The organism is Acetonema longum DSM 6540, assembly GCF_000219125.1.
Classification (GTDB): Bacteria; Bacillota; Negativicutes; order Sporomusales; family Acetonemataceae; genus Acetonema; species Acetonema longum.
Genome location: NZ_AFGF01000024.1, coordinates 30,347 through 44,577 on the forward strand (window position 1 = coordinate 30,347; position 14,231 = coordinate 44,577).

Annotated in this window: 10 protein-coding genes; 7 read left to right on the plus strand and 3 right to left on the minus strand. The window is 49.1% G+C overall.

The window, feature by feature from the left end; genetic code table 11:
- Positions 1-147: 147 nt before the first annotated feature.
- From ALO_RS03640 to ALO_RS03660, 5 genes are all read left to right on the plus strand, one after another.
- Complete coding sequence (locus tag ALO_RS03640) at positions 148-1,407, plus strand: aconitase/3-isopropylmalate dehydratase large subunit family protein (protein WP_004093014.1); 1,260 nt, start codon at positions 148-150, stop codon at positions 1,405-1,407.
- Position 1,408: 1 nt separating this feature from the next.
- The gene (locus tag ALO_RS03645; protein ID WP_004093016.1) at positions 1,409-1,936 is read left to right on the plus strand and encodes a 3-isopropylmalate dehydratase small subunit; all 528 of its coding nucleotides are present in this window, start codon (positions 1,409-1,411) and stop codon (positions 1,934-1,936) included.
- Positions 1,937-1,965: 29 nt separating this feature from the next.
- Entirely contained in the window at positions 1,966-2,700 is a 735-nt protein-coding gene (locus tag ALO_RS03650; protein WP_004093018.1) for a molybdate ABC transporter substrate-binding protein, read from the plus strand.
- A 52-nt stretch (positions 2,701-2,752) separates the two neighbouring features.
- Positions 2,753-4,075 carry a CitMHS family transporter gene (locus ALO_RS03655; protein WP_004093020.1) on the plus strand — a complete coding sequence of 441 codons (1,323 nt, stop codon included), beginning with the start codon at positions 2,753-2,755 and terminating at the stop codon, positions 4,073-4,075.
- A 122-nt stretch (positions 4,076-4,197) separates the two neighbouring features.
- Entirely contained in the window at positions 4,198-5,400 is a 1,203-nt protein-coding gene (locus tag ALO_RS03660) for a DUF401 family protein (RefSeq protein WP_004093026.1), read from the plus strand.
- A gap of 274 nt (positions 5,401-5,674) precedes the next feature.
- Here ALO_RS03660 and ALO_RS03665 read toward each other — a convergent pair whose 3' ends face one another.
- On the minus strand, positions 5,675-7,720 hold the full coding sequence (locus tag ALO_RS03665; protein ID WP_004093028.1) for a methyl-accepting chemotaxis protein: 2,046 nt from the start codon (positions 7,718-7,720) through the stop codon (positions 5,675-5,677).
- A gap of 410 nt (positions 7,721-8,130) precedes the next feature.
- Positions 8,131-8,820, minus strand: a complete 690-nt coding sequence (locus tag ALO_RS03670) for a C40 family peptidase (protein ID WP_004093030.1) — start codon at positions 8,818-8,820, stop codon at positions 8,131-8,133.
- Positions 8,821-9,292: 472 nt separating this feature from the next.
- Here ALO_RS03670 and ALO_RS03675 point away from each other — a divergent pair, with 472 nt between their 5' ends.
- Both ALO_RS03675 and ALO_RS03680 read left to right on the plus strand, forming a co-directional pair.
- Positions 9,293-11,470 carry a TonB-dependent siderophore receptor gene (locus ALO_RS03675; RefSeq protein WP_004093032.1) on the plus strand — a complete coding sequence of 726 codons (2,178 nt, stop codon included), beginning with the start codon at positions 9,293-9,295 and terminating at the stop codon, positions 11,468-11,470.
- Between the two features lie 66 nt (positions 11,471-11,536).
- Positions 11,537-12,826 carry a PepSY-associated TM helix domain-containing protein gene (locus ALO_RS03680; RefSeq protein WP_004093034.1) on the plus strand — a complete coding sequence of 430 codons (1,290 nt, stop codon included), beginning with the start codon at positions 11,537-11,539 and terminating at the stop codon, positions 12,824-12,826.
- A gap of 560 nt (positions 12,827-13,386) precedes the next feature.
- Here the strand turns inward: ALO_RS03680 and ALO_RS03685 are convergent.
- Positions 13,387-13,713, minus strand: coding sequence for a hypothetical protein (locus ALO_RS03685; protein WP_004093036.1), 327 nt, complete (start codon positions 13,711-13,713; stop codon positions 13,387-13,389).
- Positions 13,714-14,231 lie beyond the last annotated feature (518 nt).

Here is a 14,231-nt window from a genome sequence, read left to right on the forward strand (position 1 = left end):
AAAAAAAGACTGCGGATAGAGCAGTGGCTTCGTTATATTGATTCGAAATGGCATTATATTTTTTAAGTATTTTAAAAAGTAAAAAAACGGTGATAGGATGAGACTGCTAGCACGAGGATTTAGATTATTGTGAAAAGGAGAAAAAATATGGGACAAACAATTGTTCAAAAAATCTTAAGTTGCAAATCCAATTGTAAAGACCCGGCAGTGGGACAGATTGTCGACGTTGCGGTTGATTTAGCCATTATCCATGATAATAATGGTCCTATCATGATTAAACAATTCGCCGATATTCCCAATGCCAAAGTATGGGACCCGGATAAGGTTTGGTTTTCCCTTGATCACCATTCACCTGCCACCAGTTTCCGTGCGGCTGAACATTATCAGGATATAAAGCGGTTTGCCGCACAGTACGGCACAAATATCTTCCCCTTAGGGCGCGGCATAATGCACCCGGTGGTAGCAGAGGAAGGCTTAGCCAGACCTGGCAATGTTGTCGTTGGGACAGATTCGCATACAGTCGGTTTGGGTTCTTTAGGGTGCTTTGCTACGGGAATCGGCTCAACGGAAATGGCGGCAGTGCTTGCCAGCGGCAAAATATGGCTGCAGGTTCCTGAAACCGTCAAAATAACATTGACTGGCACATTGCGCCCCGGTGTAACGGCCAAGGATATTTCCCTCTTCATATTAAGTCAGTTCGGCCCCCACGGGTTAAACTATATGGCTGTGGAATTAGGCGGTCCGGTTATGAAAGCTTTGTCCGTGGAGGAACGGATGGCCATTGCGATCATGGGATTGGAGATGGGGACAAAAAATGTTTTTGTTTCATGCGATGCGAAAACTTTTGGCAAGATTGGCGGTCAAAGAGACGGGGATCAACTTTGGCAACCGGATGCAGACGCAATTTATGCCGCAGAGAAGTCCTATGATGTATCCGAACTGCAGCCTTTTGTCGCGCGGCCAAGCTTGCCCACTAACGGCGCAGAGGTTGCTGAAGTCAGCGGGACGCCGATACATCAGGCAACCCTGGGGTCTTGTTCCGGCGCCTTTTATCACGATTTAGTTCAGGCTGCTCAAATATTAGACGGAAAAAAGGTTCATAAGGATGTGCGTTTTATTATAGTGCCTAATACGTCCCGGGTCGTTGAACAGGCGGCCCGCGATGGGATCATCGAGAGGCTTGTCAAAGCAGGCGCCATTATTAATTCGCCAACTTGCGGTACTTGTGCAGGATATGAAGTGGGATGCCTGGCTCCTGGGGATGTCTGTATTTCTACGACTACCAGAAATATGGACGGGCGTATGGGCCCCGGAGGACAAATTTACCTGGCAAGTGCATTGACGGTCGCCGCCTCTGCTGTGGCTGGTGCAATTACCGATCCGAGAGAAATGCTGGGGGGAAAATAAGATGAGCGTTCAAAAGCAGACTCCTGTTGGACGGATATGGAAATTCGGCGACAATATCAGTACGGATCACATATTGCCGTCGCGCTTTATGACGCAGGTAAAGCCAAACGAGTTGGCGGCAAATTGCCTGGCAGGGGCCGACCCTGAGTTTGCCAAAAAAGTTCAGCAGGGCGATATTGTTGCTGCGGGTTTCAATATCGGTTACGGCTCGAGCCGTGAGCAAGCGCCGCAGGCTTTGAAATGGGCTGGCGTAAGCGCAGTCATTGCCAAATCTTTTGCCCGTATTTTTTACCGCAATTGTTATAATGTCGGGGTTCCGGCCATTGTCTGCCCCCAATTTGTGGAGGAATCAACCGAGATGGATCTGGCGGAAATAAATCTTGAGGAAGGAATCGTCACAAACCTGGCTACGGGAAAAGAATACCGGTTTGTAAAGCCCCCGGCATTTCTCGTTGAATATATTCGTTTAGGCGGATTGATTCCTTATGTTTCTGAAAAATTAGCAAATCCCAAAACTGAATCGATATAACAGACTTTAATGAAAGGGGGGGTTGAAGGATGGCAAAAATGCCTGGAACGATAGCCCCTGATTCCGGGAGAGCTCTTACCGTGCTGAGCGCGGGAGCGGCTCAGGCAGCTATCGGCTATCTGATGGAAATTTTTTTACAGGAAACGGGCAGTCAAATTCAGGTCACTTTCGCGCCGGCAGGGAGTATTGTAGAGAAAATTCATGGCGGAGAGACAGCGGATATTGTTGTACTGACGGATCAGTCCCTGCAAAAGCTGAGGCAGCAAGGGACAATCATGCCCGATACGATCATTGGAATCGGCCGAGTCGGAGTCGGTATTGCCGTGCGGGAAGGACAACCCATCCCGGATATTTCAACCACGGAGTCCTTCCGCCAAGTGTTGCTTAACGCCAAGTCTATCGTATACGCTGATCCGCGCAAAGGAGCCTCCAGCGGGATACATTTTGCCAATGTCCTGGAAAGACTGGGAATACAAACGGCTGTTCAAACCAAAAGCCACTGTTTGTCCGGCGGTTATTCCGTGATGGAAGCAGTGGCCGCGGGCAGTGCTGAAATTGGTGTTCAGCAGGCAACAGAAATCATCCCTGTCAAAGGCGTAACACTGGTTGGCATGCTGCCGTCCGAATTACAAAAAGTCACGACATATACGGCCGGAGTCATGACAACAACCACCATGCCGGAACTGGCCCGGCAATTTGCCGGTTTGGCAGGCAAGGCCGCGGCAAAAGGCTGTTTCGATCGATTTGGCTTCGGTCTGTATTGACAGCGCCCCAAAAATTAATTTCCAAACGAAAAATTGGATGAGGAGAATGATTATGTCCTTATTAGCCGTTGTTGGTTTTTCCATGATTATTGTATTTATGTATTTACTGATGACAAAACGAATCACCGCAATGAATGCTCTTATACTGATTCCGATCATTGTTGCAGTAGGACTTGGATTTGGGCCGTCTGTCGGCAAAATGGCGCTGAACGGGATTAAGAGCGTGGCGCCGACAGCAGTGATGATTGCCTTTGCGATGTTCTATTTTTCAATTATGATTGACGCGGGAATGTTTGACCCGCTCATGAAGAAAATTTTACAGACAGTGAAAGGAGATCCGGTGAAAGTCATTGTTGGCACCACAATTCTGGCAGGACTGGTTTCGCTGGATGGTGACGGACCGACAACCTATATCATTACTACGACTGCTATGATGGCTGTGCATAAACGGCTGGGGATTAGACCGATCATTTTACCCACTGTAGCGGTTATGGTTGTGGGCGTTATGAATATCGTACCCTGGGGAGGGCCTACAGGAAGGGTCATGAGTGCATTGCAGCTGGAGGCGTCTGATGTATTTATTCCTCTGATTCCCTGTATGATTGCCGGGGCTGCATGGGTGCTTCTGTGGTCTTATCGTTTGGGGATACAAGAACGGAAGCGGTTGGGGATAACCGCTTCAAACGCCAATACAGCGCAGTTTGATGCCCTCGCCTCCGCTGAAGCTGAAATGGACGAGGAAGCGCAAAAGCTGAAACGGCCTCATTTATTCTGGGTCAATGTGATCATGACTGTCGTTTTGATGGCAGCCCTGGTTGTTGAACTGATGCCGCTGAATGTCCTGTTCATGATTGGAACAGCCTTAGCGTCAGTCATAAATTACGGCACTAACATTAAGGTGCAGCAGGATCGAATCTGTCATTACGGGCAAAACATCATGCTTAATGTTGCGATGGTGTTGGGGGCTGGCATCTTTTCCGGCATTATGGGGGAAACCAAAATAATCGATGCTATGGCAAATACATTGACTCAATCCATCCCCCCTGAATTTGGCTCCCGCATTGCATTGATTACAGCCTTGTCAAGTCTGCCTTTTGACTACTTTTTAACCAATGACGCCTTCTATTTCGGCATTGTGCCGCTGCTGGCAAAATATGCAACCAATTTTGATATCAGCGCCGCGGAGATCGCCCGCGCATCATTAGTGGCTCAGGGATGCCATCTCTTAAGTCCGCTCGTGTCATCCACTTATGTCTTGCTGGGCTTAACGGGAGCCACTCTGGATGACTTAACGCGCAGCGCGCTGCTGCCCTCGATCGGGACATCCGTGGTCATGCTGGTCACCGCACTCGTTTTGGGCATTATCCCATTTTAGGAAGTGTTTGATCAAGTCGCTTGATTCTTTTTGCATCTTGCTGCCGGGGCAGTCCGCGGGCGAGGAAAGCAGAAACAATGCCGGCGATCAATATATGAGAAAATAAGGAGACTTGATCGGATATGATTTCTGTCATCAAGGTGTTCGTGACCTTAGTGTTAGTCGTGGTTTTATTGCACAGAAAATTCGGCATTGGCAATTCCATGCTGGCGGGCGCAGGCTTGTTGTTTATTATGTGCTCCCCTCAGATAACAACATTGCAATTGGCGGTAAAAGGACTGCTCTTAAGCGGGAGCACGTGGGAAATCCTGTTTGCTCTTTACCTGGTCATGTGCGTAGAATACCAGCTTAGGACGCATGGCATTATCGACGGCCTAATGGAGGCTGCCCGTGTCTTGCTGAAGAGCGACAAGGTCTTATTGGCATTAATGCCTGCTTTTCTCGGTTTTTTACCATCTCTCGGCGGCGCCGTATTTTCTGCGCCATTAGTCGAGGCGGCCGCCAGGCAATACGCTGTTTCACCGGAGCAAAAAGCCGGGATCAACTACTGGTTTCGTCATTTGTTTGAGTGCGTTAATCCCATTATGCCTGCACTGCTGTTAGCTGCTCAAATTGTACAAATCCCGGTAGGCGTCCTGATTGTCCATATGCTTTGGGTTCCGGTTTTTTGCCTTATAGTCGGATGGCTTTATTACATTGCACCGCTAAAAAGGCAGGAAGAAGCCCGGGTTTCACACATCGCCGCGCAGTCGAAACGAAGCGGCATCGGGGCTATAGCCATGGCAACAGGACCGATCCTTGTCAATTTCATTTTGGTCGTGGCGTTTGGATTCGGGCCGGCTTTGTCTATGCTGGTGGCGGTAGCGGGGATGATTTTGCTGCTGCGGCAAACGCCGGATGGAATTTTTTCGATGCTGAAACATGCATTGGATAAAAAGCTGCTGTGGGGTATAATCTGCATCTTATTTTTTCAGCAGATTTTGACACATTCAGGGATTATCGCTGAGGTTGCCCATGTATTACAGAATTCCGGCATTCCGCTTATGATTGTCATTGGTTTGATTGCTTTTCTGGTGGGGATCCTCGTAGGCACCGGTCAAGGCTTTGTAGCCATCACATTCCCCCTGGTTGCCGCAATTTCCAAGGGGAATGTCAATATAGCCGCAGCGGCTTTTGTGGCCGGGTTTGCCGGGCAAATGCTTTCGCCTGCGCATTTGTGCCTTTTAGTCTCTTTAGATTATTATAAAGGAGATTTCCTTTCCGCCATGAAGCCTATTACCTTGTTGACCGGCACTCTATTACTGGTATGGTTCATCGTATTGTAAATCCTTTTATCCGTGTAGTGTGCAACAAGAGGCATGGGACAGGCGCCTTGCTCCCCAGAGCGCAAAAAGCGCGCGCTCCACGCTTAATCCGATAATTAAAACAGGCGACTTGTCCGCAGCGATGCGGGACAAATCGCCCTGTTTCTTTTCTTCCCCACAATAAAAACGGCGATAAAGCCTAAACGCAGTCTTATTTTCACGTACCGCCGGATATAACCCAAACGAGCAGCCTCATCCTTAACGGATGATCGAGCACTAGAAAATAAAGACTATCTTAAACCTGAAATTTAGCAACAGCCGCTTGCAGTTCATTCGCCAGCGCAGCCAGACTTTGACTGGATGAAGAAATTTGCTGCATTGAAGCCGATTGTTCTTCCGTTGCAGCTGAAACTGTCTCAGCTTCGCCTGCAACCGTTTGACTGGTTGCATCAATTTCCTTGATCGATTCTGTTAAGGTTTTATTACCGTCGGCAACGGTTTGCATAGCCGCAGACACATCTTTGATTTGCGTTGAGAGGCCAAGCACAGCCGCAACAATCGCCTCAAAAGCTTCCCCGGTTTGGTTGGATAAAGCGATGCCCGCGTCAATGCCTTCCGCGCCAGCCGTCGTTGCTGCAACCACTTGTGTGAGGTTGCTTTCATTTTCTGCCACTAATACGGCAATTTTCTGGGCTGCCGCATTCGATTCCGCCGCCAGTTTTCTGACTTCCTCGGCGACTACCGCAAAGCCGCGTCCCTGTTCACCCGCCCTCGCCGCTTCAATAGCGGCATTTAAAGCAAGGAGATTGGTTTGTCCTGCGATCGCGGAAATGAGCTGAATCATTTCGCTAATATATCGTGAGCTTTTACTTAAGTCAGCAATCAATCCCTGGGTTACAGCTGTATTTTGGCCAATTTCCTGCATTTTCGTCAAGGAAGTGGCAACTACGCTGCGCCCTTCCTCGGCAGCTTTGGATGTATCCATTGCCGCCTGCGATACGCGGTCTGCAATCGCAGCGCCCTGATCAACCTCTTCTTGTATACGCTCGGCAATCTTCATGATCTGATTGGCGCTAACCGCTTGATGATCAGTGTTCTGGGCGATCTGTGCGATAGAATTTGCCACCTGGCTGGCTGCCTCGGCGGATTGCTGCGCGCCGGCGGTTAGTTCTTCGCTGGCAGCGGCAAGCTGTGAGGATTGCGACTGAACATTACCGACTAAATTACGCAGATTTACATTCATTAAAATAATACTGTCCGCTAATTGGCCGATTTCACCCTTATCATCAATCGTTCTTTCAATCCTCTTCAAATTACCGCCGGCAATCGTTTGTGCGACTTGATTGATTTTCACGATAGGCTTGACAAAAGATCTACCGAAAAAGAAGGTTAGAATAAGGCCAGCCGCCAAGGCGCTTACAGATAACCCCAGAAGAAGCCTGGTGAAAGTGTTCATTTCACTTTTGGCATCGGCTGCGGTTGTTGTCAAGAGCAATACCCAACGCTGACCGCCCGGCAGATCTATAGGGGCAAATAACCCAAACTGTTCTTCACCGCTGCTAAGCGACGAATATTGTACATGCATCTTTATGTTTTTATCAGCTGCCTCTTGAAATCCGTTTACGAATTCGGCGGCAAGCTTGGGAGCCGTTCCTGCCTTGCGCTGCAATTCAGCCGAGATTTCACCTGTTCGGATATTCATGTTGCCATTGCGTTCGGGATTCCTGGGATGAATAATATATTGGCCGCTGCCTTCTATCAGTACACCATAGCCCTTCTCTTTAAAGGTAATCCCGTTTATAAGCGCATCCATATGGTCCAGTGCATAAGTGCCGAATACAGCCCCGATAAGCTGTCTGCCCCGGAAAACAGGAACGCAAAATGTGACTGCCTGTTTATTAAGGGTATCGGAAAAGAAAATATCTGAAACATAGCTCGCCTGTAAAGCTACAACTTTTTTGAAATACTCCCGGTCACTGACATTGAGCGCATTGCCTCTGGCATTGATCCCGTTTCCGTCCGCCCGGGCAAAATAAATATTATTAAAATTGCTGAAATGATCCAATGCCTCTTTTAAAACCGGCTGTATTCTGGCTAAGTCACCGCTTCTCACCTGGTCAAAGCGGCTGATTCCTTCTAGCTGTGTAATGGCGGTATCGATTTGTTTTTGGATATTCGTAATTGCGCCGTCCGCAATAGCATCCTCCAGTTTATTCTGGCTAGCGGTTAAATGGGTATTGGAAACATAAAAACTACTCCCTGATACAATCAGCAAAGTAACGAAAATAAGTGCGCCGATAAGACTCGTGAGGCGAAATTGAATACTGTGTTTAAAGCTCATACAATATTAACCTCCGCTTTAGAATTTTTATTTCCACTAACTGTTTCTCCATAGTGGCTCTCCGGCCATCGTCAAAGCTCTAAGAGCGAAGTAAACAGCAGATTTGGATTATATGCTTTTGGGGAACGCTATCTCTTCGGAAAAATCTGCAAATTATATCCTATACAGTATAGATAACTTTCCGGGAAAAATAAAATACATATCTATGATGTTACGCAATAGAAAACCCAAATAACAAAAATGCGCCCCTGTCTGGGGCACAAGACGGAACCCGCCGGAGGTGCACAGCAATCCCGGCGGGTTCCGTGTATCATGCTGCTGTTTTACTGTCCGGAATATCCGGCGAGACGGTTTCGCGGATCCGGATACGGAGCTTTACCGCCTCTATTAAGTCAGTTTCGTACTCGTATTTATCGTACTATCCGTCGTGCCCCAATATAACGGGGTTCCCAATAGGAACTGTTCATCCGGTCAATAGCAACCCCCCGGCTGGAAGTAGCACTGACAAATTTTTTGTCTCCGAGATAAATGCCGTTATGAGACGCCCCGGGCGCATATGTGGTAAAAAACACCAAATCACCTGGCCGCAGTTGGTCATAGCGCACCGGCAGGCCGACTTCAAACTGCAGGTCGGCAGTACGGGGCAGGCGAATCCCATGCAGTGCGAACACATACTGGGTAAAACCTGAACAATCAAATCCATCGGGAGCACTGCCGCCCCAAAGATAAGGCACTCCCTGATATTGCTTCGCTGCAAAGAGAATCTGTCCGACATCGGCGCTGCCGCCTAAGCCGCGACTTGCCACTATATCATCGGAGCGCAGCGCACTCCAGGTACCATCACCAACAATTCCGTCTGGGTAGAGCCCGTTAGCGGCCTGAAAAGCCTTAACCGCTGCTTCCGTCTGCCTGCCAAATAGGCCGTCAGTCGTCCCGGCAGCATAGCCGAGATTGCTGAGCCGCTTTTGCAGCATAACCACGTCCGGACCGCTGTCACCCCGCCGGATCACTGCCGTCTCTGCACTCACCGGCGCCATACCGCTGCCAATCAGCACCAGCGATATAAGCATGATCACCTTTAGCAAGAAATGTTGTTGCAATTCTTTACCGCCTCCCCAGGCTTGTCTCCCCGTGATACCGATTGTACCAAATAAATATGACGAAATGATGATCGTAACAAATAAAAAACCGGGAATATTCCCGGTTTTTTACAAGCTTATTTGGGGTGACCGATTTTCCCGTTTAATATATCTCTGCTCAATATCTGAAGCATCTGCGAGCGACAGGCCTGGCATGAGGCGCTTTTTTGCGTATAAACCAAGGAGCAGCATGGCCCCGCGTTTCTTTTAAAATTTGGAAGAAATCAATTGACACTGATTATCATTATCATATATACTTTGTTTTATATCAGAACAAGCTGAATCCGTAGCGATTCCCAGGCAGGGAACATCAGAGGGAAGTTACGTGCGTTCAGTACCGTTTTGCCGCCCAGCCATTGCTATTGCGCCGGGAAAAGCAGGCTTTTCGGCATGAACCAGGGACCCTATATCGTAAAGGAGTGTAAGGGAACGGATGAAAAAAACATTAAGCCCGGCCAAAAAAAGACTGCTGTATGCCCTGATCGGCAGCAGTCTTTTTTGGCAATATCCCGTTTACGCCGCCGAAGAAGCGGGGCAGCCCCCGTCCGAAGAAGCCGCCCGGGAAGCAGCCGCAGCCGATGATGCGGCGCAGGGGGAATATGTTCTGGAAGATGTGGAGGTCACAGCCGCAAAAGACACCGGCTATGTTGCCAAACGCAGCTCTATTTCTACCAAGACCGATACGCCGCTCAACGAAACGGCTCAGTCCATCAGCGTAGTTACCCAGAAACAGATGGAAGCCCGCGCCGTACAAAATTTGGATGAAGCCATCGCCTATACGCCGGGCATCACTTCCACCACATACGGCAAAGACGCTCGCGGCTACAGCTATGCACTCATCCGGGGGCTTAGCAGCGGCAACTATTCGACCTTTACCGACGGCCTGCGAAATCCGGTCGGGTCGTTTGCCACCGTCAGTACCGACACCTATGCTTTTGACCGGATTGAAATCCTGCGGGGGCCGGCTTCTATTCTTTATGGCGCCAACGCTCCCGGCGGTCTGTTTAATCAGGTTACCAAGCAGCCAACGGAGCAGGAACTGCATGAAATTCAAATTCAGGTCGGCAATAATGCTACTAAAAGTATCGCCCTGGACATCGGCGGGACGGCACGTGCGGACGGCCAACTGCTGTTTCGTCTGACAGCCCGGACCCAGGAACAGGATCTTGAGCAGGACTATAGCAGCGGCAAAAGTGTTTTTATTGCTCCAGCGCTAACGTGGAAGCCGGATGATGACACGAAATTGACCATCTTAGCCACTTACCAGAAAAATGATGTTAAAGGCTCCTCTACAGGCACTCGGCAAATTTTTTCATCCGATCATCCACTGTACGGATATCCCAGTACAATATTTATCGGTGAACCGGATTATGACCGTTTCGAACGGGAGCAGAAACAGATCGGCTATATTTTTGAGCATCAGTTCAACAATGTATGGTCAGTAACGCAGACTGCCCGCCACTCCGATATTGACATACAGTATCAATATCTGGACATAGGAGACAGCGGACTTAGCAGCGATGGCCGTACCTTAGACCGCAAGGCATATGCAATGCCGGAAACCTTGAGCGCCGATACCATTGATACCCATTTTCAGGCCAAATGGTCAAACGGGGCATGGTCGCATACAACTTTACTGGGTTTTGATTACCAGCGGCGCAACTTTGATTCCCGCTGGCTAACCGGCCCTGGCCCCAGCCTTGATTTAGTGAGCTTGAATTATGGCCAGGCGGTACCCACGCCGGATGTTCCCTTTTATTCTCAATTGTCCCATATGCGGCAGCGCGGTTTATATCTACAGGATCAGGCGAAATTGGGAAACCGTTGGGTATTTTTGGCGGGCGGCCGCCGGGACTGGTATGAAGATGACAGGGACAGTGAGAGCATCAAGCAGACGGCCAATACCGGCCGGGCCGGCATCGTCTATCATGCCACCGACGAGCTGTCTCCTTATATCAGTTATACGGAATCCTTCGAGCCGCAATCCGGCGCTGACCGGTACGGCAAGGCTTTTGTGCCGACCACCGGAACCCAGCACGAGCTTGGCGTTCAGTACGAACCAACCGGGGGCAATGCCCGGTTTACCGCCGCCGTATTTGACCTGCGCCAGCAAAATGTCCTGACCGCCGATCCGCTGAACGAAACCTTTCCCAGCCAGCCTGAGTACAATGTACAAACCGGAGAGGTAACATCAAAAGGGCTGGAACTGGAAGCCAATCTGACACCGGTTAAGGGTCTTAATATTATTGCCGCCTATACCTTGCTGGATAATAAAACAACGAAGAGTACGGTGGCAACAGACATTGGCAAACACACCGCAGGAGTTGCCAGGCATGTCGCCGCGTTCTGGACCGATTACACGATACAGGAAGGCAAGGCGAAAGGGCTAGGTTTTGGCGGCGGGGTGCGCTATATTGGTTCCCGTTATAATAGCGCCAACACCGCCAAGCATCCGGGAGTGGTAGTGACCGATGCTATGGTCCACTATGACCTGGACGAATGGCGGCTGGCACTGAACGTCCGCAATCTGTTTGATAAGTTTTATGATGTCGGCAACGGCTATGCCGGCGAAGGCCGGACTGTGCTGCTGACAGCCACGCACCGCTGGTGAGAATTGAAAGCACTTCTGCCAGCTTCAAAAATTTTGCGATCATGCGATAGATAATAGGAGGGTTTCATGCGGTACTGGTATTCCATCCATAAATGGTCCAGCCTGATTTGCGCCCTTGTCATGCTCATGCTTTGCATCACCGGGCTGCCGCTCATTTTCCACGATGAGCTGGAAGACGCGTTGTACGGCCGGCCGCATTTGGCGGCCCAGCCTTCTCTTTACAAAGATCCGGACACGCTTGTTGCAGCCGCTGCAGCTAAGTATCCGGCCTATAAGCCGCTCTGGGTCGGTATTGATTACGAAAAGCCGGAAGTTTTCGTCGGACTGGCTTCACCAAGCAACGGTGAAAATCCGTGGGTTACCCTGAACGCTTACTCGGGCGAAGTCATCACGACCTCGGAAACCGAGTCGCCGGGCAAGACCGCATTAACCTGGCTCTTCCGTTTACATGCCGATCTATTTGCCGGTTTGCCCGGACAGTTGTTTCTCGGCTTTATGGGTCTTTTATTCCTACTGGCCTTGGTATCCGGCAGCATCATCTACAAGCCGCTGATGCGTTTTACCGCCTTTGGCGCCATTCGCGCCGAGGGCTCGCCGCGTCAAAAATACGCCGATCTTCACAAGCTGCTGAGCATGGTGGCTTTGGTATGGGCCGTAGTGATGACGGGAACCGGCGTTTTACATACGCTGGCCTCCCCTTTATATACTCACTGGCAGACTACGTCTATACAGGCCCTGCTGACGCCTTACCAAAATCAACAGCCTACTTCTCATTTCATTCCTGCGCAGCAGGCTGTCGCCGCCGCCCGGGAAGCGTTTCCCGGCCAACGCGTCGCCTTTCTCTATTTTCCCAATGACCAGTGGGGCAGCCCATACCATTATATGGTCTTTGCGACCGGCTCCACAGCGGTTACGGCTCACTGGTATACGCCGGCGCTGATTGATGCGGCAACCGGACAGCTAACCGCCGTCGCCGCTGTTCCCTGGTATATCCGCTTGCTGCAGCTCGCCCACCCTTTGCATTTCGGAAATTATGGCGGGCTGCCGTTGAAAATTCTGTGGGCCTTGCTGGATATCATCACGATCGGCGTGATTGTCAGCGGGGTATACCTGTGGATATTGCGCAAACGGCCACAGCCGGCTACCGGTTCCGGGCTGACAGCCACAGAAGCTCCGCAGCCGCAATCCACCTGGCAAATCTGGAAACTGCCTTTGCTGATAGGGTCCTTAACCCTCCTGGGTTGCGGCTCCGCACTGTTCGGAGCCGGAATCTGGCGGGGATTGTCCTGGTTGTCTCTCAGCTTGCCGCTGCTAACCGCCATAAAGTTATGGATGCATTCAAGGCAAAACCGTTGATGCGGACTATGAAAAGGCAAACACCTGCCTGCGCGTTTATTCCGCCATTACTCGTCTGCTGCTGGCTGAGGCCGCATGGACCGGTGCGGAGCCGACTTGGGGAATCATCCTGTTCTGCCTAAACAAACAACAGAGCAACGGACTTAATCTGTTCGTTGCTCTGTTGTTTGTATTGCGTGGAAGCATTCTATGTTAATCACTTTCTTTTCCGAACACTGAATTCCTGTTTTAGTTAGTTTCTTCAAGACGTACTATTGAATTCAGAAACTACTATGTTTAAAAGTGGCCCTTTCACCATACTCGAAGTCCTAATCTTGTTGTCAATAATCCCGTCTCCTGACACTTTTCAAGCGTCCCCTCGCTTCTTATAAACATACAGCGAGCCTTAACGAACTTTGTCCGTTGCTCTGCTTTTTTTGTTCACTTTAAAACAACGGTCAAAGAGCGAGCGGTCCCCAGCGTCAACTCCTATCGTTGTCAACAACCCCGTCCACTGACACTTCCAATTAGTTGGTCTCTGATACTTCGTAACACCTTACTACCCTTGAACTAAACCTAAATCAATCTCTATAGACGAAATCCAGTAATTTTGCTACACCAATTACGTTTGAGGCATTTTGAATCTTTAGGCTCATTCCTATTTTAATTAAAGGTTGAACAGCTTCATATGCTTCACTCGCTATTGTAGGAAATTCTACATTCACACAATATACCTTTTGGTAAAAAAGTTTATCACAAGAGAGATCATTTTTTATTGTTCCAGAAAATAGTAACCCCTCTCCAAAATTAAATGCTGGCCTTAAAGGGTATTGCGTTGTTATCCCATCATTTTCAGTGTAATTTTTATTAGGGATATCAAATATGATTTCTGCCTTAATTATAAGCATAATATCCTCCTAGACAGCTTATCAGTACTTATGAATAATCTCCCGAATTATTTTATTAAATTCGCCTAACTTGTCAGCTTGTATAGTTACCGTACCATTTTTAAAAATGTGGCCCTTTCAGCATACCCGAGGTCTTTATCCCGTTGTCAGCAACCCAGTTCCCTGACACTTTCGTTACCGGGCTTTTCGGAGCATGGTTATTACCTCTATTTTTGATAGTATCATTTACTTCATTCTCATCAAGAGAACCGTCTCCGCGAGTCTTACAAGCTTTGGGCGCAGTGATGAATAAACTGTTGCGGCTTATTTTCTCAGTGTTAAAGAATAGCCAGGCCTTTCGCCTATTACATCCGCTGAGCAGGTTCGGATTTTTCTGGATGGTAGGAAAAAAGCTGTGTAATCCAGGTATGAAAATGAAACATTCTTATTTCTTGACTTTAGTTAGCTAATCTGCGAGTCCCCCCTGTTGTACCTTTTTATAGCTACTCCTTGGAGAAAAATCCTCGACTGTAGTTAGA

Excerpts from the sequence above, each read along its gene's own strand:
- ALO_RS03640 (WP_004093014.1), top strand. The coding sequence starts at position 148 with ATGGGACAAACAATTGTTCAAAAAATCTTAAGTTGCAAATCCAATTGT.
- ALO_RS03645 (WP_004093016.1), top strand. The coding sequence starts at position 1,409 with ATGAGCGTTCAAAAGCAGACTCCTGTTGGACGGATATGGAAATTCGGC.
- ALO_RS03650 (WP_004093018.1), top strand. The coding sequence starts at position 1,966 with ATGGCAAAAATGCCTGGAACGATAGCCCCTGATTCCGGGAGAGCTCTT.
- ALO_RS03655 (WP_004093020.1), top strand. The coding sequence starts at position 2,753 with ATGTCCTTATTAGCCGTTGTTGGTTTTTCCATGATTATTGTATTTATG.
- ALO_RS03660 (WP_004093026.1), top strand. The coding sequence starts at position 4,198 with ATGATTTCTGTCATCAAGGTGTTCGTGACCTTAGTGTTAGTCGTGGTT.
- ALO_RS03665 (WP_004093028.1), bottom strand. The coding sequence starts at position 7,720 with ATGAGCTTTAAACACAGTATTCAATTTCGCCTCACGAGTCTTATCGGC.
- ALO_RS03675 (WP_004093032.1), top strand. The coding sequence starts at position 9,293 with ATGAAAAAAACATTAAGCCCGGCCAAAAAAAGACTGCTGTATGCCCTG.
- ALO_RS03680 (WP_004093034.1), top strand. The coding sequence starts at position 11,537 with ATGCGGTACTGGTATTCCATCCATAAATGGTCCAGCCTGATTTGCGCC.
- ALO_RS03685 (WP_004093036.1), bottom strand. The coding sequence starts at position 13,713 with ATGCTTATAATTAAGGCAGAAATCATATTTGATATCCCTAATAAAAAT.